The following is a 22335-nucleotide window of genomic DNA, read 5'->3' on the forward strand; positions in this document are numbered from 1 at the left end:
TAAGTTTAAGCAACCGTGTTCTGTGATGCAAGTAATTGTGAATTGCAGCCTTTAATGCTTTTCTTCCACTATTTTTTAGGTTACAAGACCTTGAAATTTAACGCTTGTTTGGGGATTTATGTTTAGGGTTTTAAATGGATGATAAAATATTAGAAAAGCTTGAAAAAGAAGATAAACAACTAGCCGATATTGTTGCTAGGTTTATTGCTTTTGTGGCTGATTTTATAATTTGCTATATTCTTATCTTTATTTTAATGATATATTTTATAAACGATGAAGAAATAATTAAAATAAGAACCTTAATAAATAACGAAGATTATATCAATTTAAATATATTGTTATTTCGCTATGTAAAAGCATATTTTATTATTAAATTCTTTTATGTTCTTATATTTTTTTATATGTATGGTGCAACTTTTGGCAATATGATTACAAAGACAAAAATTGTAAATTGCGAACATTTTGATACTCCTAATTTTACAGAATCTTTAAATAGAGCTTTGGTGTTTGTATTTTGTGAATTTTTTATAAATGGGGTATTGTTTGTATCTATATTCTTTAATAAGACAAGAAGAAATTTTGCTGATATTGCCAGCAAATCTATGGTGATTAAAGTTGATTAAAAAAATATCTTATTTGATATTGCTTATTGGCTTACTTTATTCAAATCAAATTGAAATTCAATCAGATGAGTTTATAAAAAAAGATAATTACATAATCTCAAATAAAGATATATTGTTGTTTAAAGAAAATTATTTTGCAAGAGCAAATAGTGGTAAATATAATCAAGATACAAAAGAGTTAGAATTATTTGGAGATGTATTTTTAATAAACAATAATCAAACTACTATATCAAATTATGCAAAAATTAATTTAGGTAATTCTTGTGCAAATTTTGATAATTTTTTTATAAGCGATTCTTTTATTGAAGTATGGTTAAAAAGTAAGAATAGTTCTTATATAAATGGTGATTTTATTGTAAAAAATGCAAGTGTTAGTTCTTGTGATGTTGCAAATCCTGAATGGAGTATTGATTTTAAGGAAGGTATTTATAATACTAAAACTCAAGATTTAGTATTAAAAGGTATGGTTTTAAGATTTAAAAATATACCAATTTTTTATATGCCATATTTTGCTATTAATACAGATGATAGTAGAAAAACTGGTTTTTTGGTTCCTAAATTATCAATAAAAAGCAAAGAAGCTATTCATTATGAGCAACCATTTTTTTGGGCGATTAATCATAGAATGGATTTAGAATTAAGACCACAAATTAGAACAAATAGGGGTTATGGAATTTATTCTAATTTTCGTTTTGTTGATAGCCCTTATTCTAAAGGAAATATAGGAGTTGGGTATTTTAAAGAATTTAATAGTTATTTTAATAAAGAAGAATTGAAATTTGGCGAGCATTATGGATTTAATATGCACTATGAAAGAGATAAAATCTTTAATACAAATAACAAAAATCAAGAAGGATTATATTTAGACTTTTTAAGAATTAGTGATATTGATTATTTGAATTTATCTAGTTTTTTAGATAATAATGATGAAGCCATAATAACTTCCAAATTTAATTATTTTTATACAGATAATAAAGATTATTTCGGTTTATATGCTAAATATTATCAAGACACTTCAAGTATTAATCAAGATTATACTTTACAAGAAATTCCAAATCTACATTATCATAGATTTTATGATACTTTATTTGATAATCATATTAACTATAAAGCAGATTTTTCATATAGCAATTTTTATAGAAGAGAAGGTAGCACATTAAATAGATTTCATTTTTATGTTCCAATTGAGTTTAATAAAAGCTTATTTAATGATTATATTAACTTTGTTTTAAATGAAGAATTTGAATTAGGACTTAACTTTTATAATAATTATAGTAGAAGAGATGATTATAATTTTAATTCTACTCATAGTGCTTTTATATATACTAATTTATTTAGAAAGTATGATTATATATTGCATAATATTAATTTTGGTTTTGGTGCTAGTCTTAGGACTGGTTCAAAAGAAATAGAAAATGAATTTTTCATACCAAATACTTATGATGATTTAACCTTTAATATTGAGTTATCTCAAATAATTTTTAGTGATAATGATAAAAAACTTAAGCATTCTTTAACGCTTAGGACAGAAGATTCTAAGTTTAATATTTTAAGCAATCAGTTTAAGTATTATTTTAATAATAATTTTAATATTAATAATACTACGGAGTATTCGTTTAAAAATTCTAATATTGATAGATTTTTTATAGAAGGCGTATATACAACCCAGCCATTTAAAATAAGTTCTGGATTTTATTATAATAAAATTGATGAGCTTCTTATGAAAAACAAGCCTTATGATAGATTTTTAACTAGTAAATTTCAATATGAATTTATGCCTTATAATATAATATATTCTCAAGCTTGGTTTAATTTAAATAGTAAGAAATTTGAAAACTATAGTATAGGTTTTACTCATAAAAAAAGATGTATAAATTATTCTTTAGAATTTAAAGAAAGCACAACAGCAAAACTTACTCAAATGGGTGTAAAATCTGTAAGAGATAGGGGAGTTTATTTGAAATTCAATCTTTATCCAATAGGCGGTGTAAGATATAATTTTGCTTTAAGAGGTGATGATACTTATGATTTTTGACAATCCTTTACAAGCTGCTAATAAATTTAGTGAAAAATTATTGCAATATAAAGAATTAGAAGGACATATAATTATAGGAAATAGTATTAAAAATATTCCTTTTATTGAGACTATTGCAAGTGAACTTAATTTATATTATGATATGCTTTTTAACAAAGGCATATATGCCCCAAATAATGAATGTCAGATAGCAAAAATTAGTGAAACAAGAGATATAGTATGTATTCAAGAATTAATTGAAGCTTTTTCTATAACTCAAGAATATATTTTATCAATGAGTACTGTGCTTTATGATGAATCAATTATGGGTAAAATTGCAAAATATAGAAAGTCTTTACCACTTAGCAATCTTAAAGGTAAGGATATTTTATTGTTAGACCAAGGTTCAAACAGCGGTTTAACTATTAATGTATGTCATAAAAGTTTATTGGGTTTAGGCGTTAGAAGTATAAAATATGCAAGTGCTTTAGTAGCTGCTGATGCTTATAATTATTATAATGATTTATTTGATAAAGTTTATTATTTAGAAAAAATAGAACATTTTATAGATAAAGATTATTACTACAAGCAACCACTTGAAATATCAAGTGAATATGCGTGTGAGATTTTAGAAACGAGCAATTATTATTTGCCATATCAAAAGGAGATAAATGAAAAAAATAATTAAGATTAACGATAAAGAATTAGTATTTGAACTTGATTTAGTTGCCAAACAAGCAAATGCAAGTGTTTTAATGACTTGTGGTAAAACGGTTATGTTAGCAAGTGTTGCTAGAGAAGATGAGTGTGTTAGTGAAGATTTTTTACCATTAACCGTTAGCTATGTAGAAAAAACTTATGCAGCAGGTAAAATTCCAGGCGGTTTTGTGAAAAGAGAAACAAAACCAAGTGATTATGAGACTTTAACTTCAAGAATAATTGATAGAACATTACGCCCATTATTTCCTAAGGGTTATTTACACCCAACTCATATCGTTGTTATGCTTCTTTCGGTTGAAGAAAATGTGGATATTCAGCCACTTGCACTTTATGCAGCAAGTGCGGCTTTATTTTTAAGTGATATTGAAATTGTATATCCAGCAGTTGGGGTTAGGGTTGCTAAGGATGAAAATGGTTTTGTTCTAAATCCTGATTTAAATTCTTTAGAACTTTCAAGTCTTGATTTGTTTGTAAGTGGTCTTAAAGATGAATTATTAATGATAGAAATGAAAGCAAATGAGACTAATAATTCAATGAATGAGATGAGTGAGAGCGAGTTATTACAAGCTTTAGAATTTGCAAAAGGTAGTATTTTAAATATAAGTAATGATTTTTATAATACTTTTAAAGAATATAAAAAATCTTATGAGTTTAACTATAAAGCTGATAGCGAAAATCTAGCAGTATATGAATATTTAGAAAAAAACTATTTAGAAGATATAAAATTTGCAATTAATAAAATGGCTAAAAGCGAAAGAGCAAGTGAGCTTAAAGCTATTGCAAAAAAAGTTGTTTTAGATGAAGAATTTATAAATAATAATTGGAGTGAAGCTGAACTTGATTATGAATTAAATCGTATTAAAAAACACATAGTAAGAAAGCAAATCTTAAAAGAAAAAACAAGAGCTGATGGGAGAGCTTTAGATGAGGTTCGTCCTATTAGTATATTGACTAATATTTTACCAAATGCGCACGGCTCTTGTTTATTTACAAGGGGTCAAACTCAAGCATTAGTGGTTTGTACTTTAGGTAGCGACAATGACGCTCAAGCAATTGAATTATTAAATAATAAATCAACTACCTATGAAAGATTTATGTTTAATTATAATTTTCCTGGTTTTTGTGTAGGCGAAGCAAGTCCTTTAAAAGCACCTTCAAGAAGAGAATTAGGACACGGAAATCTAGCAAAAAGAGCTTTAAGTTCTTCAGTTAGTAAAGATTATGCTCATACTATTAGAATAGTTTCAGAAATATTAGAAAGCAATGGAAGTAGCTCAATGGCTAGTGTTTGTGGTGGCTCATTAGCTCTTCGTGCTGCAGCAGTTCCTAGTAAAAAACTAGTAGCTGGAGTTGCTATGGGGCTTATAATTGAAGATAATGAATATGCTGTATTAACTGATATTATGGGCTTAGAAGATCACGATGGGGATATGGATTTTAAAGTAGCAGGTAGTGTTGATGGAATAACTGCTATGCAAATGGATATAAAATTAGGTGGGGTTAGCACTGAAATATTAACCCAAGCTTTAGAAGCTGCTAGAAAAGGAAGAATTCATATTCTTAATTTAATGGAAGAAGCAAATTCTAAGATTGTTATTAATGAAGAAATTTTACCTAAATTAGAAATATTTAGCGTAAGTGCTAATGATATTCCAGAAATTATTGGTCAAGGTGGTAAAACTATTAAAGAAATCATAGATAAATTTGGCGTTAGCATAGATTTAGATAGAGATAAAAATGAAGTAAAAATTAGTGGAAAATTAGTAAAAGAAGCTAAAGAATATATATTAAATGAAGTGTTAAAACCAAAATCTAAAGGCAAAAAACAAGCTCCTAAAGTAGAATTTGAAATAGGAACTAGATTTAGTGGCGTTGTTAAAAAAGTAGCTAATTTTGGAGTATTTGTAACCTTGCAAGACGGCATTGATGGATTATTACATTCTAATAAAATTAAGGGTAAAAGCTTTAATGAGGGCGAAACGCTAGAAGTAATAGTTAGTGAAATTAAAGATGGAAAAGTAGGACTTAGTTTAGCAGATGAATGATTTATTTGATGGGATATTATTAGGGCTTGGAGTTTGTGTTCCTTTTGGTCCTGTTAATATTCTAATTTTAAGTTATGCACTAAAATCTTTTAAGAATGCTTTTGCTTTAGGTTTTGGTGCTTTTGTCGCTGATTTACTTTATTTATCATTATTAAGCTTTAGCGTTTTAGAATTTATTAAAAATGATTTATTTTTAAATATTTTAAGTATTTTTGGCTTTATATTTTTAAGTTATTTAGCATTTTTAATGCTAAAGCCAGTAAAAGATATAAATCTTCATAAGAATTTAGAAAATACAAATATATTTAGTAATTTTATTAAAGGATTTTTGTTAAATCTAGCAAATCCTTATGTAATCACATTTTGGCTTAGCGTTGCAACTATGCTAAGCACTAAACAAAATCCTATATATTTATTTTTAGGACTTAGCGTTAGCATACTTATTTGGATATTTTCGCTTTCGTTTTTTGTATATAAATATACAAATTTATTTAGTGTAAAAGTGCTAAAGATTATTAATATAATTTCTGCTTTTATTTTAGAATATTTTGCGATTATGCTTGTTTTAAGGAGATTTTATGACTTTTAAGGAATGTTTGGATAATAGATTTTCTTGTAGAGATTTTATTGACTATGAATTAAGTAAAGATGAATTAATTAATATAGTAGAACTTGCAAAATTAAGTCCTAGTGCAACAAATATGCAACCAGCAAAACTAAGCTTTTTTAGTGGTAAAAGCCTTGCTAAATTAAGCGATGACTTATTAAATGCTGTAAAAAATAACTTAAAAAGTCAAGATATAAAATTATATCCTGATATTTGGTTTGAGCCTTATAAGAGTAGAAGATTTCAGACAGGAATTAAGCTTTATGAAGCACTTAATATAAAGCGAGATGAGAAAGAAAAAAGGTTAGAGCAATGGCATAAGAATTTTAAATTCTTTAATGCTAAAAATCTAGCAATTTTACATATTGATAATGGTTTAAACGAAGGTTCTTTGTTAGATTGTGGTATTTTTCTAGCTAATTTTTTAAATGCGGCTACATATTTAGGATTTAGCACTTGTGTTTTAGGTAGTATTGCTGAATATTGCGATACTATTAGAGAAAATGGGGTTGAAGGCAAAATTATATGTGGCATTGCAATAGGTAAAAAAAGTAGCGATAATGTAAATAATTTTAAAACTACTAGAGCAAGTAATGAAGAAATAATTAAATTTATTTAAAGGAGAAAAAATGAGTGTTACAATGGATTTTTGTATTTTTTCTATGAGCGATGATAGTAAAAGTGAAGAAATAGCACCAATTATTGAGTATTTAAGAAAGAAAAATATAAAACACAAATTAGGTGCAATGGGAACTAGCGTAGAAACTGATGATTTAAAAAGTGCTTTAAAAATTTTAAATAAAGCAAATAAATTAATTAATAAAGATAGAGTTTATTTAGTAGCCAAATTTGACATTCACAAAAGTAGAAATGATAATCTAAAATATAAGGTAAAATCGGTTAAAAAGCGTCTAAAAGATAAAGAATAAAATCTTTATGCTATGTTATAATTGCTCTAAGCCTACATTTAAGATTTTTTGTAAAACTTGTGAAAAAGAATTTAAATTACTTGAATGTAAAAGAAGAATTTTAGATGATGGTTTAGAAGTAATTAGCTTTTATAAATATTCTAAAATTAAAAAATTATTAAATCACAAGCATTTTATTAGTGGATATTTTATATTAAATAAACTCGCATCTTATTCTTATAAAAGATTTCATTTTGATAATGAATTAGCTTATGCTATAGGCTTAGATGATGATTGCTCTAGCGGGTATTCTCATACAGCAATACTTATTAAAAATATGAAATCAAAAAATATTATTCCATTATATAACGCAATTAAAGCAAAAAATAAGATTATTTATAAAGGCAAAAGCCTTTCATTTAGAAAGAAAAATAAAAGAAAATATGAATTACAAAAGACCTTGGATTTACCTGTAATTTTAGTAGATGATATTATCACTTCAGGTGAGTCTTTAAAACAAGCGAATTTAGTGCTTAAAAAAGCTAAAATTAAGGTTCTTTTTGCGGTCGTATTAGCCGATGCGAAAGTTTAGTTTGCTAGTATAAAAAAATCTTTACTTAAAGGAAAACAATGAATTTATTTGATAATAGTGAAATTACTATTGTAGATATTGAAGATAGTATAAAAACAAGCTATCTTGATTATTCTATGTCAGTAATTATAGGCCGTGCCTTACCTGATGCAAGAGATGGATTAAAGCCGGTTCATAGAAGAATTCTTTATGCAATGAATGATTTAGGAGTAGGTTCAAAAAGTGCTTATAAAAAATCAGCTCGTATAGTGGGTGATGTAATCGGTAAATACCATCCGCACGGAGATACTGCTGTTTATGATGCTTTAGTAAGAATGGCACAAAGCTTTTCAATGAGATACCCAAGTATTGATGGTCAAGGAAACTTTGGTTCAGTTGATGGAGATGGTGCTGCAGCTATGCGTTATACCGAAGCTAGAATGACAATTTTGGCTGAAGAATTGTTAAAAGATTTAGATAAAGACACCGTTGATTTTGTTCCAAACTATGATGATAGTATGAGTGAGCCTGATGTTTTACCTTCAAGAGTGCCTAATTTATTATTAAACGGCTCAAGTGGTATTGCTGTTGGTATGGCAACTAATATTCCGCCACATAGTTTAGATGAATTAGTAGATGGACTTTTATATTTACTTGAGAATAAAAACGCTAGTTTAGAAGAAATAATGCAGTTTATAAAAGGTCCTGATTTTCCAACTGGTGGGATAATTTTTGGTAAAAAAGGCATTATAGAAGCTTATAAAACAGGTCGTGGTAGAATTAAAGTAAGAGCAAAAACTCATATAGAACAAAAAGGAAATAAAGAGCTAATAGTAATTGATGAGTTACCTTATCAAGTAAATAAAGCAAGACTTCACGAGCAAATTGCAGAGCTTGTAAAAGAAAAGCAAATAGAAGGTATAAGCGAGACAAGAGATGAGAGTGATAGAGATGGAATTCGCCTTGTAATTGAGCTTAAGCGTGATGCTATGAGTGAAATTGTGCTAAATAATTTATTTAAAAGCACCACAATGGAGACAACATTTGGTGTGATAATGTTAGCAATTCACAATAAAGAACCTAAGGTATTTTCTTTAATTGAGCTATTAGATTTATTCTTAAATCATAGAAAAACCGTAATTATTAGAAGAACTATTTTTGAACTTGAAAAAGCAAAAGCAAGAGCACATATCTTAGAAGGTCTTAAAATTGCACTAGATAATATAGATGAAGTAATTGCATTAATTAAATCAAGTGCAGATACTGCAAGTGCAAGAGATGCTTTAGTAGAAAAATTTAGCTTAACTGAATTACAAGCTAATGCTATTTTAGAAATGAGACTTAGCCGTCTTACAGGACTTGAAAGAGATAAATTAGAAGATGAGTTAAGAGAGCTTTTAGCAAAAATTGAAGAACTAAATGCAATCTTAAAAAGCGAAGAAAAAATAGAAGAAATAATTCACGATGAATTATTAGAAATTAAAAATAAATTTAAAGTTCCAAGAATTACCGAAATAGTAGATGATTATGATGAAATTGATGTAGAAGATTTAATACCAAATGAGCCAATGGTAATTACAATTACTCATCGTGGGTATATCAAAAGAGTTCCTACAAAATCATATGAAAAACAAAAGCGTGGTGGTAAAGGTAAAGTTGCAGTTACTACTTATGATGATGATTTTATAGAGAGTTTCTTTACTGCAAATTCTCACGATACGCTAATGTTTGTTACTAATAAAGGACAACTATATTGGTTAAAAGTTTATAAAATTCCTGAAGGTAGTAGAACTGCTAAAGGAAAAGCTGTTGTAAATCTAATCAATCTTTTACCAGATGAAAAAATTATGGCAATAATTCCAACAACTGATTTTGCTAAGACAAAATCACTTGCATTCTTTACTAAAAATGGTCTTATTAAACGCACGAATTTAAGTGAATATAGCAATATCCGTTCAGTTGGTGTAAGAGCTATTAATCTTGATGAAAACGATGAATTAGTAAGTGTTTTAATAGCACAAAATGATGATAGTGAAAATATTGATTTGGTTGATGAAAATAGTGAAATTATTGAAGATGATAATATTCAAATTGTTGAAGAAGAAAATTCTTTAGATGAAAACCAAGAAAATCAAGAAGAGCAAGTTAGTGGAACTATGATTTTTGTAGCTACTAAAAAGGGTATGTGTATTAAATTCCCACTTACAAAAGTTCGTCAAATTGGTCGTGTAGCTCGTGGAGTAACTGCTATTCGCTTTAAAGAAGAGCAAGATTATGTAATAGGTGCAGTAGTTATTGAAAGTAATGAGCAAGAAATTTTAAGTGTTAGCCAAAAAGGTATCGCAAAAAGAACTGATGCAGGAGAATATCGTTTACAAAGTCGTGGTGGTAAGGGCGTAATTTGTATGAAACTTACTCAAAAGACAAAAGATTTAGTAGGCATTGTAATTGTTGATGATACTATGGATTTAATGGCGCTTACAAGTAGTGGCAAGATGATTAGAACTGATATGCAAAGCATTAGAAAAGCTGGTAGAAATACAAGCGGAGTAATCGTTGTAAATGTTGGTAGTGATGAGGTTGTAAGCATTGCAAAATGCCCTAAGGAAGAGGATGAGGAAGAAAATTTAGAAGAAGAGAGTGGTTTATTTGATGATAATTGATATTATTATTTTAGCATTCTCTTTAGCAATTGACGCATTTTTTGTAGCATTAAGTATTTGCTTAGTGCTACAAAAACAATCTTTAAAAAAATTATTAGTTTTTAGTATATTATCTGCTTGTTTTCAGGTTTTAATGCCTATTTTAGGATATTATGTAACTTATTTACTAAATGTAAGATATATGAAGTTAATTCAAGCAATTGATCACTATTTGATTTTTGTAGTTTTTGCATTTTTAGCTTATAAATTATTTAAAGAATTTTTAGATAATGAAAATGAGAATATTGATATTAGTTATGGGTCGTTGTTTTTGCTTAGTATAGTAACTAGTATTGATGCTTTAGGTGCAGGACTTATGATATTTTCTTTGGAATATAATTTATTTATTTCTTCTGTATTAATAGCTTTAGTTACATTTTTTATGTGTTTTTCTAGTTTGTTTATAAGCAAAATGAAAGTTAATAAAAAAATTTTACAACCAATAGGAAGCTTGCTACTTTTATTTTTAGCGTTTAAAATTGTAATAGTTCATATGCTAGAAAACATATAACTTGTAAATTCGTAACACTTTTTATAATTTTTTTAAAAAAATCTTTTGAAGTTTTTATTTTTTTTATATCATACTCCTTTATCACAAAAGGAGTATAAATGATTATAGGTTGTTTAAAAGAAATTAAAGACCAAGAATATAGAGTTGGCTTAACGCCTTTAGATGTTATTGAATATATAAATCATGGACATGAAGTTTTAGTAGAAAGTAAAGCCGGTGCTGGTATTGATATAAGTGATGAAGAATATATAAAAGCCGGAGCAAAGATTTTAACTAAAGAAGAAATTTTTGAAAAAGCTGGAATGATTATTAAAGTAAAAGAACCAATTGAAAGTGAATATAAGTATTTTAAAAAAGGACAGATTTTATATACATATTTACATTTAGCAGCAGATGAAAAACTTACAAAAATGTTAATAGATAAAGAAATATCAGCATTTGCTTATGAGACGATTCAAGAAGGTAAAAATCTTCCTTGCTTAGCTCCTATGAGTGCTATTGCTGGTCGTTTAGCGGTAATTCAAGGTTGTAAGTATTTAGAAAAAACTTATGGTGGTAATGGAATGCTGCTTAGTGGTCTAACTGGTGTTAAAAAAGGAAAAGTTGTAATTTTAGGTAGTGGTATGGTAGGGCTTAATGCTGCTCAACTTGCTTTTGGTATGGGAGCTGAAGTTGTGATTTTAGGTCGTGATGCTAATAGACTAGATTATATTGACCATGTATTTAATGGTAAGATTACTACTTTATATAGTAATATTTCAAATATATTAGATAGTATAAAAGATGCTGATGTAGTAATTGGAGCAGCTTTAGTTCCGGGAGCAAAAACTCCTAAATTATTATCTAGAAAACATTTAAAGCATATGAAAAAAGGTGCTGTTATAGTTGATGTTGCGATTGATCAAGGCGGTTGTTTTGAGACAAGCCGTGCAACAACTCATACAAACCCTATTTATGAAGTTGATGGTATAATTCATTATGCAGTTGGTAATATGCCAGGAGCAGTTGCAAAAACAGCTACTTTAGCACTATTAAACGCTACAACTCCTTATGGAATTAAAATAGCAAACCTTGGAGTAATTGGTGCTATAACTTGTTTTGAAAGTTTAAGATATGGTTTAAATACACATAAAGGACACTGCACTCACGAAGGTGTGGCAAATGCCTTTAACCTTGAGTATTTTAATCCTAAGAATTTCATTGCTATGTAATATGATTAGGCATTTATATTTTTTATAAATGCCTATAGGTTTTTATGGGTTATTTTGTAATATTCAATAAAAGCCTATAAAAAAGATAAAAATTTTATTGTTTAAGTAATTTTTAAGTTTTTAAATATATAATAACAGCTTTTAATCACGGAGGATTTATAGCTCAGTTGGTTAGAGCAACCGGCTCATAACCGGTTGGTCCCAGGTTCGAGTCCTGGTAAATCCACCACCTCCTTTAAATTTAATAGAATTAAATCTTTCTTAGGCTTCAAGATTTTCTTTAGGAGAAAACGATGTCAAAAAATAAGTTAAAACCACTATTACCAATATGTTACATAGAAGCCCTAGAAAGATTTGCCTTTTTAGGCTTTTTAGGTATTTTTGTATTTTATTTAATGGATACATTTTCTTTTTCTAAAGGTGAAGCAAGTGCAATAAGTGCAAGTTTGGGTGCTGCCATTTATGCTTTTGGTATATTTGGAGCATATTTAAGTGATTTTTGCTTAGGTGCAAAAAGATGTGTAATTTTAGGAATTATTTTTCTTACTTTAGGGTATTTGTGTTTAACTTTTGATTTATTAACAATATCTCTTTTTTGCATTATTTTTGGTAGTGTATTAATCAAGTCAAATATTACAAGTTTGTTATCTAAAAGTTATCCTAATGATAGCGAGTATGTATTTAGTATGTTTTATATTTTTGTAAATATAGGATGTTTTTTGGGGCAAATTAGTGCTGGTCTTTTAATACTACATTCTTATAATTTAGCATTTTTCATATCATTTTTTAGTGTATTTTGTGCTATTTTAGTATTTTTTTATAATTCAAAATATATATCTAGCGAACCTATAAAATATGATTTTTTTAAAAATAATATAGCTATGCTTATTTTGATATTTTTATTTATTGCATTTTTAGCTACTCAAGAACTTTTGGTGGTTAGTAAAATTATAAGTATTTTTTCAATTTTAATTTTAATAATTTTTTATATTTTTATTTATAGAAAAATACCAACAAAAAATAATTTTAAAAAATTAGCTTTTTATTTAATAGCTGCTGTGTTTTTTTATATGTTGATTTTTCAAAGCTTTAATACTTTAAATATTTTAATTAAAAGTAAGGTTTCTTTTAGTATTTTAAATTATCAAATTCCAGCTAGTTGGTATTTAGCTTTTATGTTTTTAGTCAGTATTTTTACAAGTATGCTTTTAAGTTTTATAAGTAAAAAAAGCTCAATTAATGAAGCATTAATTATACCAGCTGCTATGATTATTGCTGCTAGTTCATTTATTGTTTTAGGAATGCTTAGTAAAGATGATTTTATTAATCCATTTTATATATTAATTACTTATTTTATGTTGGGTATTTCTCAAACAAGCATAGGGGTTTTAGGACTTAGCATAGTATCAAAATTAACTCCAAGTGGATTTAATTCAAGCACTATGGGAATTTGGTTTTTATGTTCTGGTGCCGCACAAGGAATTGAAGGAATTATTGCAAAATATATTGATAATATTAGTTATGAATTGTATTTTAGTATGCAAGGATTTTTTGTATTATTTTTGGCATTACTAATGTTATTTGCGTATAAATACTTAAAAGTATAACTATAATTTAATTGTTGATTAGTTCTAACGGATTTATGTGGTAGTTTTTTTGTGTAACTTCAAAAGTTAAATCCCTTTCAACTTTTCCAACAATGTTTCCTTTTTTTAATACTTCTCCAACCTTTGCAAGTTTGCTAAATTTTGATAAGTGAGCGTATATTGTGTGAATTCCATTTGCGTGTTCAACAATTACAACCTTATCAAGGACTGCAGTATCATTTGCAAAAACTACTTTTCCATCAAATACTACTCTTACATTGGCATCAGGCGTATTTGAGCGTAGCACTACATTTTCATTAAATATTTTTAATTTATATATAGGGTCTATGTAATCTCCAAATTTTTGTTTTACACTAAAATCAACCAAAGGTGCTATAGTTTTTGCTCCTGTATATTTTGCTACTTTTCCATCATAACTTAAGGTATCAGAATGTTTTACTTGTGTAGTTTGACTTGATTTTTTATTTGATTTTTCATTTTCTATGATTTTTAATTTAGCCAAAGTTGCTCTAATTTCATCTTGTTGTTTTTGTAAATTTGTTAGGCGTTGTTTATATATTTTTTCATCTTGTTTTTGTTTAGAAATTAAATTCTCTTGGCGTTTTTTAAGTTCGCTTAATTCTTTTGCTTGTTTTTTATAATTATCAATATTTACATTCATTTCACTAATTTTTTTTTGCTTATAATCAATTTGTTGTTGCGTTCTTGCATAATCTTTTGAAATTTTATAAAGCTCATTATTCAAAACTTCAGAAAGTGTGTTTAATACTTCAATAGAAACTATACTCATTGAGCTATCAATTAAATCTTTTGGTGCTATTAAATCATACGAAAAATCCTTAGCAATTATTTCAACTAATTTAGCACCTAATTTCTCTTTATCTTTCATTAGCTCTTTATTTTGTGTGATAAATGTATTTAATTCTCCATTTTGAGCATTTACAAGTTCTTGTAATTCTGCTGTTATATTTGAAGTTTTTTTAACTTTTTCATTTATTTCTTTTAATTTTTGTTCCCCTTCAATTATTTCACTTGCCAAATCTTCTAATTTTTTTGATATTTGTTCTTTTTCATTTTGAGTTTGCTCTAGTTTTTTTGTGTTGTTTTCTATTTGATTTGCAAATAAACTTAAGCTAAACAAAACTATTAGAAGTTTTTTCATTGTCTTTTTACCTTAAACATTACAATCATTATACATAGTAATGAAGCTAGTAAAGAATAAGAGCTTACTTCAATTAAGCTAGGTAAAAAATCAATTTGCGGTAAATCTATATCAAGTTTTGCTAAAAATTCTTTTATATAAGAGATATTATTAAAATTAATAAAAAACGCAAATAATAAAGCAAAACAAATTATATTATCTACAAATACAATCTTAAGCATTGGTGCAGCTCTTTGGAAGAAATTTGCCCCAAATAAATTAAGAATATAAATTCTATTTTCGTGCTCGTATTTAAAAATTTTTATTTGTTTTATAAATAAAGCAATAGATAATATGCTTATGCAAATTAAACATATATAAGAGATTAGTTTTATAATATTTAATAGTTTATATATTTTAATGTGTGTTTTTGAGAATGTTTCTACTTTTAAAACATTCGGTATTTTTAATAGTTGTTTTTTGATTTGATTTATTTCGTTTTCATTAATAAATTTAGTAAAGCTAATATTATAAAATTTCGGTAGTTTTGATTTTAAGGTATTTAAATTAGCATTTGTTATATCTTTTTTTAATTTATTAAGAATTTCACTAGGGTCTAATTCATTAATACTTGAAAAATACTCAATATTAGCTAAATCAACTGCTTGAATTTCAAGCTCGCTTACTAATACTACGCTGTAATCTTTATTTAATTTGGTTTCATAATCTTTTATTAATTCATCAATAAAAAAGGCAAATTGAAAACAAAAACATATAATAAAAAGTGGAAAAATAAAACTAATATGTGTTTTAAATAAATTCATTCAAAACCCCATTTTCTATATTTAAATGCCTATAATTAAAATCAATTCTAGGTGGAATTTGATGAGTTACTGCGATAATGCAAGCATTGAATGTATTTCTAGCAGCGTTTAGTAATTGCCAAATAATATCAGCTGAATGAATATCAAGATTTCCTGTTGGCTCATCACAAATTATTATTTTAGGATTGTGTATGATTGCTCTTGCAAGGGCTATTCTTTGCTGCTCTCCGCCACTTAATTCTAAAGGCATTTTTTTAGCTTTATGCTGAAGTTTTGTGTATTTTAATAACACATCTACATGCTTGCTGATTTGTTCATTTTTAACGCCAGCTATTTTTAAAGGTAATGCTATATTATCGCTTACATTTAGCTCGTTAATTAGTTTATAATCTTGAAAAATTATTCCTAATTTTCTTCTAAGTTTTAACAATTCAGCATTGCTAATATTTCCCATATTTTTAAACAAAACATGCAAATCCCCACTAAATTCGCTAAATTCTCCAAAAAAACTTTTAAGCAATGTTGTTTTCCCGCTACCACTTTTACCGGTGATAAATATAAAATCACCTTCATTAGCACTAAAATTTATATTATGCAATACTATTTCATTATTGTAGGCTAGAGTTAAATTATTGGCATTTATTAAAGTAGCATTGCTTTTCATTGTAAAAACTCTTTTAATTTAATAAATGCTTTTAAATTTAAAGTATTTGGGCAAAAGTCGTGAAACAAAAACTCAAATTCTTCATTTTCTTTACATAACAAATAAGAGCTACTTGGTGTGTCAAATCCACCATAAGCTATTTGAATGATTTTTGCATTATCACATTCATAAATTCTTGATATTTTTAAGAAAAAATCTTCATCGATATGTTTTATAAAATTAAGTTTATTAAAATCAATTTTGAAATTAATTTTTTGATTTATGATTTCTTGATTTAAATTCTTTTTATTTCTCACATAGCAAACAAAATCATATATATCTTTATTCATTTTAAGCCAACGACTTTCGTATTTGCTTATTATCCTTGCGTCTTTATTTTTAAAATAATCATAGTCTAAATCAGAAAAAATATTTTTTGTATATTCTGCATACATTAAACTATCGCTTCTTAATTCAAAAAATCCATTTTCTTTTAATACTCTTTCGCACTCGTTTTTAAATTCATTTGATACAACTCTTCTATAAGGAGCGTCGTCCCAAGGCACAGGAAAATGCAAATATATTCCATTTAAACAACTATTATTTAATTCTTTTATAGCTATTCTTGCATCAAAATCTAATAAATATATATTCTTTAAATCTTTAGCTAATTTACTTACTTGAATAAGACTAGGTTTATGAATTTCTATTCCTATATAAGTATTTTGAGGATTATTTTTTGCTTGATATAGCAAATGTCTTCCTGAACCAAAACCTATCTCTAAATAAGCATTATCTAATGAATTAATTAATTCTTTAAAGTCCTTAGGAGATGATATGACATTACTTGCTAATTCTTTAAATTTATTATAATGATATGCTTTTGATATGATTTCATCACAAAATGTTTTTTCAAATGCTTCTAAGGCTTTTTGCATTAAGGCTAAGTCGGTAATTTTTGTTAATTTATCAATTTTTACTACAAAATCATTATTTTTTTCGTTAAGTTCTATAAAAAAACTAGAATTATTAATACTAGTATAAACTAAAGTTTTGCCTAATTGTGTTTTTGTTTTAAATTTAAATTCAATCTCCCCAACACTAATTGGCAAGGTTAAATTCTTTATATATTTTGCTTTAAAATTTGGCATTATTTAACACTCAATTTTGAACTAGGTTTTGATTCTATTCCAAATTCATCAACGCCAATTATTTGATAAACATCTCCAGGCACATATGTAGTATCTACATAATAATCATTTTGTATTCCGTTTGCAACTTCTGTTGAATTTTTAATAAGTTTATAGGTTCTTATACGATTATCCGTGCTAATCCATTTTATTTTTAGTGTATTTTCATTTTGTAATTCAAATCCTGTAAGAGCAGGAGTTTTAGGTTTATCAAGGCTCATTCCAACTACATTTACGCCAGTTTTTGCACTCTCAAGTCCGTCTTTATCTATCATAGTTACATAATAATATCTGCTTACTCCATCATCTCCTATATTATCCTCATAGCTATTTTCTGTAGTTGTAGCTAGCTCAAAAAATGGTAATAAAGATGCTTTTGAATAATATATTTTATAATGAGAAAAATCTTCATATTTAGGAGCGTCCCAAGTAAGAATTATTTTTTTAGGTAGGTTTGTGGTTACATTGATATTTACAATTTGTGGTGGTAAAACTTTACTAATTGCTTCAACTTCAGCACTAGCATCACTTTCAACTCCGTTATAAGTTAGTGCAGTTACTTTGTATTTAGCATATAGATTTGCTTTAACTTCGTCTAAATATTCAGCACTTAAGCGATTATTAATAGTTGCTACTTTATACCACTTATCAGAATTAGCGTCTTGTTTATAAATATTATATTTTACAACTCTTGAATCAGTATGCGGTCTCCAAATTATTTTGATTTTATTAGGAAGTCCTGCTATTGCTTGAATGAATGTAACTGGTTCAATTTTTCCTATAGTTTTTACATTTATAGTAGATAGTTTTGAATTACCTTCTTTATTAAAAGTTACGAAAGTATAAGCGTAGCTAGTATCAGGATTTAAATTATTATCAGAATAATGAGTTGCATATCTATCATTTATAGTAGCGATTAGTTTGTCTTTTGCATTTTCATCATTTAGCTCTTTTCTATAAATCTTATAACCATCTATATTTTGATCATATATAGGGTCCCACTCAAATCCTATTTCTCTCATACCTTGAAGAGTTCTTATATTATTTACCATAGTAAGATTATCAATCGGAGCAATTTCACTAAGACTTGTTGTGCTAGAGCACGCATTAAAACCTATAATAAAAGCTGTAAATAAACTTATTTTAATAATTTTCTTCATATTTTGCCTTTCGTGTAAAGATTTAATTATACTAAGTATGAATAATGATTTATAAGCATATCCTATTCCAAATTATTACTAAATTGATTTAATAAATTATGAGCTAGATTTAAGTCAAGTTTTATATCTTTAAAATCTTTAATAACTTCATTAAAACTCAAACAATTACTTGAATAAAATTCCATAAAATTATTTGTTATTGGATGAGTGTAATTTATATAAAATGAATGTAGCATTAATCTATTTGCTTTATTTTTACTGCTCTCATCAGCATAAATACTATCTCCTAAAATATATCTATTTACACTTGCTAGATGGGTTCTTATTTGATGAGTTCTACCGCTTTCTAATTTTGCTGAAATTAAAGCTTTATCATTTGTATTTGCAAGATTTATAAAATGAGTTCTAGCCCATTTGCCCCATCTATCTTCATTTAAGCCGTATTTTTTAATACATTCATCTTTGCTTAAAGATTGCATTTTTAATCTATTATTCTCATTTCTTTTTATATATTTTTCTATATGATTTTGATTTATTGCGTGGTTTGTAACTGCTAGATAAATTCTATTTACTTCTCTATTTTTAATCTGATTTGCTAAGCTAAAATATGCTTCATTGCTTTTAGCTACTAGCATAACTCCGCTAGTATCTTTATCAAGTCTATGCACTATTCCTGCTCTTATTTTGCCGTTGATATCAGCTAGTTTATAATTTCTCTCAAGTAGCCATTCTACTAGTGATGCTTCTTTTAAAGAAGAGCAGCCGTGAGTTGCTACATTATTTGGCTTATTTACTACTAGCATATACTCATCTTCATACAGAATTTCTACATCAAAATTAGCTTCATATTTAATATTTATATCTTTTATATCAGGGTAATTAATCTCTATTTCATCATTTATATTTAGTTTATATGAGCTTTTAATTACTTTATTATTTACTAATACATTTTGATTTTTTATTAGATTAGAAATTTGTGAGCGACTTTGTCCTAAAACTTTAGCTAAATATATATCAATTCTTTCAATTTCACTTGCTACAATCTTACTCAATATTAACCTTTTTAAATCATATTCATAAACAAATTTAGCAAAAGGTTGTAAATTGATAAAACTAGATGGTAAAATTTTAACCCACTTTGATTTTATATTGCCATTGCTCGTATTTCCAATAATAATTTTTTCATTTTTATTAATGAATGAGGCGAATGAAGTTTTAGCGCATAAACAAATTATATATGTGATTGTAGGGTTTTTTGCTTTTTTTATATTTTTTTTATTACCAATTAAAAAAATTGAATGGCTTATTCCTTTTTTTTACTGGTTTTGTATAGGTTTATTATTATTAGTTGATGTTTTAGGTGCTACTAAATTAGGAGCTACTAGATGGCTTGAAATTCCTTTTACAAGATTTACGATTCAGCCTAGTGAGATTTTTAAACCTGCGTTTTTATTAATGCTTGCTTATTTAATTAGACATAATCCTCCACCTGATGATGGATATAGATTTAAAGATTTTTGCAAAATTAGTTTTTATATAATTTTACCTTTTGTTCTTATTAAAAGTGAGCCTGATTTAGGTTCTGCTTTAATTATTTTAATAGTTGGCTATGTTACATTGTTTTTAGTGGGCATTCATCATAAAATTATTTTAACAGGGGCATTATTGCTTGGAATTTGTATGCCAATAGCTCCTATTGTCTATGATAATTTAAATGATTACCAAAAGAAAAGAATTACCGATTTTTTAAGTGAAAAACCAAGCTATCAAGTAAGACAAAGTATGATAGCAATAGGAAGTGGTGGAATAAATGGTAAAAGCAAAGATGATGCTACTCAAACTCATTTTAAATTCTTACCAATTAGCACGAGTGATTTTATTTTTGCATATACTATTGAAAGATACGGATTTTTAGGTGCTTGCTTGCTTTTAGGATTATATTTATTACTGATTTTACATTTGCTAAGCTTTAATAAAAAGCTTAAAAAAGATTATTTTGCTAAAACTTTCACATCAGCTCTATCCATATTAATATTTATTTATGTTGGGGTTAATGTATCTATGACTATAGGGTTTGCTCCTGTTGTTGGAGTGCCACTGCCGTTTTTTAGCTATGGTGGAAGCTCTTTTGTAACCTTTATGATACTTTTTGGAATATATGAAAATTTATTATCATTTAGGTTTGACCCTGATTATAAATTAGTAAGAATTGATTTGTAATTAAAGAATTTAAAATTAAATTCTTTAATTATCTATAGGCTTTAATAAGTGAATTAATCTCATTAATATGTGGAAATCTTTTGCTATCACAACCTATTAATTCATTTTTTGAATATATTTTCTCATTATCACAAATAACTATAAAATCGCCTTTACTTCCTATTTCAAATTCTACTTCTATTCCTTGAAATTCACCAATTAATTCATCTGCAACCCTTGCAGCTTGTGGTTCATATTTTCAAGCATTACAATAAATGATTTTCGCTTTCATTTTTTCTCCTTACAAAAATATTACAAATTTAAAATAACTTAATTAATGACTAGAAATATTAAGTTATTTATAGTATTCTTTCGCATTTAATAAAAAATATTATTTGGTAAAGGTAAATATGAAGTTTTTAGAGATTTTAAAGGATAGAAAGCTAAAAGCAACTCCGCAAAGAATAAGCATTTTAAAAGTTTTATCAAAACACGAACACCCTAGTATTGATGAATTATACGAGCAAATAAAGGTTGAATATCCTGCAATTTCACTTGCTACTGTTTATAAAAATCTTAGCACTATGATTGATGAGGGTTTAGTGGTTGAGATTTCAATCCCTAATGATAAATCAAAATACGATATATATGAATACGAACATATTCATTTGGTTTGTAATAATTGTAAAAGTGTTTTTGATTTAGATAAAGTTAAGGCTGGACTTGATAAATATCAACAAACTTTACAAACTAAGTTAGATAATCCTATAGAAAGTATTAAAATTACAGCGTTTTTGGCAACTTGTTCAAATTGCAAATAATATAAGTTAAAATAAGATAAAAAAGGAGTTTAGGTGAGTATTTTAAAACACTTTCTCTTTTTTACCTTAGAGAGTAATTTAGAGTTTAAAAAGCTTAAAGATAGTTTTTGTTTATTTGAAAATAGTCTTTATAAACTTGATATAATTGATAGCAATTTACATTTTTTAAAAGCTAATTTATCAAGAGCTGACATAGAATATCATACGAGTGAGCTTAGCTTAAATGAAGTAAAAAGCAAAAGTTTAAAATACAAAAGAGCCATCACTCAAGGCAAGATGATAGAACAATTTAATAATTTTTATATCTGCACTTTATTTGATGAAAATTCTCAAGATGGACTTAGTTTTAGTGAATATGAAAGATTAAAAATATTTTTAACTTATGGGCTTAAATCAAGGGATTTAAGCATTAGCATAGGACTTGCTTTAAGGATATATTTGTTTTATTTGAGTATTAATTCTAAGCAAGAGATAATAAAAGAAATTCTTAATTTATTCTCTTTTATTTACGAAGAAAATATAATAAAAACTATCAATAAAAATGATAATTTTTATGATAATTTATCTTGTATTATTTTAGATGAAAATAATTTTTATACCACAAATTGTGCTAAGGTCAATTTTGTAAAAATCTTTTCAAAAGTTTTAAGAAAAGAAGCTATAAAAGTATTAAGATTTAATGAAAGTTGCGAAAAATTAATAATATTGCTTGAATTTTTAAGCTTTTTTAAAACTCATAAAAAATTAGATTTTCAAGAAAAATTAGCAAAAAATAAAAGCGTTAAAAAAATAGCTAGAAAAATTAGTAAAATAGCTAGAACTTATTATTTAGGATAAA

21 protein-coding genes, 1 tRNA gene and 1 pseudogene are annotated in these 22335 nt (G+C 26.6%); 16 read left to right on the top strand and 7 right to left on the bottom strand.

Features of this window, described 5'->3' with window-relative positions; translation table 11 throughout:
- The first annotated feature begins 134 nt into the window (after positions 1–134).
- The 13 genes from AVBRAN9331_RS01065 (at position 135) to AVBRAN9331_RS01125 (ending at position 13519) form a co-directional block, all read left to right on the top strand.
- Positions 135–623, top strand: a complete 489-nt coding sequence (locus AVBRAN9331_RS01065; RefSeq protein ID WP_214116509.1) for an RDD family protein — start codon at positions 135–137, stop codon at positions 621–623.
- Positions 616–2658, top strand: a complete 2043-nt coding sequence (locus AVBRAN9331_RS01070; protein WP_336612243.1) for an LPS-assembly protein LptD — start codon at positions 616–618, stop codon at positions 2656–2658. Before AVBRAN9331_RS01065 ends, AVBRAN9331_RS01070 begins: the two co-directional genes overlap by 8 nt.
- Positions 2648–3325: a sodium:proton antiporter gene (locus AVBRAN9331_RS01075; protein ID WP_214116520.1), complete on the top strand. Its 678-nt coding sequence runs from the start codon at positions 2648–2650 to the stop codon at positions 3323–3325. The genes AVBRAN9331_RS01070 and AVBRAN9331_RS01075 overlap by 11 nt, the downstream gene beginning before the upstream one ends.
- A complete protein-coding gene (locus tag AVBRAN9331_RS01080) occupies positions 3309–5402 on the top strand; it encodes a polyribonucleotide nucleotidyltransferase (RefSeq protein WP_336612244.1) in 2094 nt (697 codons plus the stop codon). Before AVBRAN9331_RS01075 ends, AVBRAN9331_RS01080 begins: the two co-directional genes overlap by 17 nt.
- Positions 5395–5991, top strand: coding sequence for a LysE family transporter (locus AVBRAN9331_RS01085; protein ID WP_336612245.1), 597 nt, complete (start codon positions 5395–5397; stop codon positions 5989–5991). Before AVBRAN9331_RS01080 ends, AVBRAN9331_RS01085 begins: the two co-directional genes overlap by 8 nt.
- Entirely contained in the window at positions 5981–6628 is a 648-nt protein-coding gene (locus AVBRAN9331_RS01090; RefSeq protein WP_336612246.1) for a nitroreductase family protein, read from the top strand. The genes AVBRAN9331_RS01085 and AVBRAN9331_RS01090 overlap by 11 nt, the downstream gene beginning before the upstream one ends.
- A 10-nt stretch (positions 6629–6638) precedes the next feature.
- Positions 6639–6938 carry a thiamine-binding protein gene (locus AVBRAN9331_RS01095; RefSeq protein ID WP_214116528.1) on the top strand — a complete coding sequence of 100 codons (300 nt, stop codon included), beginning with the start codon at positions 6639–6641 and terminating at the stop codon, positions 6936–6938.
- A 7-nt stretch (positions 6939–6945) separates the two neighbouring features.
- Positions 6946–7509 carry a ComF family protein gene (locus AVBRAN9331_RS01100; protein WP_239802769.1) on the top strand — a complete coding sequence of 188 codons (564 nt, stop codon included), beginning with the start codon at positions 6946–6948 and terminating at the stop codon, positions 7507–7509.
- Between the two features lie 38 nt (positions 7510–7547).
- Complete coding sequence (gene gyrA / locus AVBRAN9331_RS01105; protein ID WP_336612247.1) at positions 7548–10151, top strand: DNA gyrase subunit A; 2604 nt, start codon at positions 7548–7550, stop codon at positions 10149–10151.
- Positions 10141–10701 (top strand): manganese efflux pump MntP, encoded by a 561-nt coding sequence (locus tag AVBRAN9331_RS01110; protein ID WP_214150328.1) that lies wholly within the window; start codon positions 10141–10143, stop codon positions 10699–10701. The genes gyrA and AVBRAN9331_RS01110 overlap by 11 nt, the downstream gene beginning before the upstream one ends.
- 98 nt (positions 10702–10799) lie before the next feature.
- Positions 10800–11912, top strand: coding sequence for an alanine dehydrogenase (gene ald / locus AVBRAN9331_RS01115; protein ID WP_214116534.1), 1113 nt, complete (start codon positions 10800–10802; stop codon positions 11910–11912).
- A 152-nt stretch (positions 11913–12064) separates the two neighbouring features.
- Positions 12065–12141 (top strand) — tRNA-Ile (locus tag AVBRAN9331_RS01120).
- A gap of 64 nt (positions 12142–12205) precedes the next feature.
- A complete protein-coding gene (locus AVBRAN9331_RS01125) occupies positions 12206–13519 on the top strand; it encodes an oligopeptide:H+ symporter (RefSeq protein WP_214116536.1) in 1314 nt (437 codons plus the stop codon).
- 7 nt (positions 13520–13526) lie between these two features.
- On the opposite strand, the gene AVBRAN9331_RS01130 is transcribed toward AVBRAN9331_RS01125, so the two are convergent.
- From AVBRAN9331_RS01130 to AVBRAN9331_RS01155, 6 genes are all read right to left on the bottom strand, one after another.
- Positions 13527–14681 (bottom strand): murein hydrolase activator EnvC family protein, encoded by a 1155-nt coding sequence (locus AVBRAN9331_RS01130; RefSeq protein ID WP_214116538.1) that lies wholly within the window; start codon positions 14679–14681, stop codon positions 13527–13529.
- Positions 14678–15484: an ABC transporter permease gene (locus tag AVBRAN9331_RS01135; RefSeq protein ID WP_214116540.1), complete on the bottom strand. Its 807-nt coding sequence runs from the start codon at positions 15482–15484 to the stop codon at positions 14678–14680. The genes AVBRAN9331_RS01130 and AVBRAN9331_RS01135 overlap by 4 nt, the downstream gene beginning before the upstream one ends.
- Positions 15471–16148, bottom strand: coding sequence for a cell division ATP-binding protein FtsE (locus AVBRAN9331_RS01140; RefSeq protein ID WP_214120129.1), 678 nt, complete (start codon positions 16146–16148; stop codon positions 15471–15473). Before AVBRAN9331_RS01140 ends, AVBRAN9331_RS01135 begins: the two co-directional genes overlap by 14 nt.
- Positions 16145–17278, bottom strand: coding sequence for a tRNA (guanosine(46)-N7)-methyltransferase TrmB (gene trmB / locus AVBRAN9331_RS01145; RefSeq protein WP_336612248.1), 1134 nt, complete (start codon positions 17276–17278; stop codon positions 16145–16147). Before trmB ends, AVBRAN9331_RS01140 begins: the two co-directional genes overlap by 4 nt.
- Positions 17278–18477: a fibronectin type III domain-containing protein gene (locus tag AVBRAN9331_RS01150; RefSeq protein ID WP_214120131.1), complete on the bottom strand. Its 1200-nt coding sequence runs from the start codon at positions 18475–18477 to the stop codon at positions 17278–17280. The genes trmB and AVBRAN9331_RS01150 overlap by 1 nt, the downstream gene beginning before the upstream one ends.
- Before the next feature lie 62 nt (positions 18478–18539).
- Positions 18540–19529 (bottom strand): RluA family pseudouridine synthase, encoded by a 990-nt coding sequence (locus AVBRAN9331_RS01155; RefSeq protein WP_336612249.1) that lies wholly within the window; start codon positions 19527–19529, stop codon positions 18540–18542.
- Positions 19530–19581: 52 nt separating this feature from the next.
- On the opposite strand from AVBRAN9331_RS01155, the gene AVBRAN9331_RS01160 reads away from it, so the two are divergent.
- Positions 19582–20697 (top strand): FtsW/RodA/SpoVE family cell cycle protein, encoded by a 1116-nt coding sequence (locus AVBRAN9331_RS01160; RefSeq protein ID WP_214116552.1) that lies wholly within the window; start codon positions 19582–19584, stop codon positions 20695–20697.
- A 28-nt stretch (positions 20698–20725) separates the two neighbouring features.
- On the opposite strand, the pseudogene AVBRAN9331_RS01165 reads toward AVBRAN9331_RS01160, so the two are convergent.
- Positions 20726–20923, bottom strand: a pseudogene (locus tag AVBRAN9331_RS01165) (Rdx family protein); the annotation flags it as partial.
- 163 nt (positions 20924–21086) lie between these two features.
- Between AVBRAN9331_RS01165 and AVBRAN9331_RS01170 the strand changes: the two are divergent.
- Both AVBRAN9331_RS01170 and AVBRAN9331_RS01175 read left to right on the top strand, forming a co-directional pair.
- Entirely contained in the window at positions 21087–21497 is a 411-nt protein-coding gene (locus AVBRAN9331_RS01170; protein ID WP_214116554.1) for a Fur family transcriptional regulator, read from the top strand.
- 33 nt (positions 21498–21530) lie between these two features.
- Positions 21531–22334 carry a hypothetical protein gene (locus AVBRAN9331_RS01175; RefSeq protein WP_214116557.1) on the top strand — a complete coding sequence of 268 codons (804 nt, stop codon included), beginning with the start codon at positions 21531–21533 and terminating at the stop codon, positions 22332–22334.
- Position 22335 lies beyond the last annotated feature (1 nt).

Origin of the sequence: Campylobacter sp. RM9331 (assembly GCF_020137685.1) — a bacterium.
In the GTDB taxonomy this organism is placed as follows: Bacteria; Campylobacterota; Campylobacteria; order Campylobacterales; family Campylobacteraceae; genus Campylobacter_E.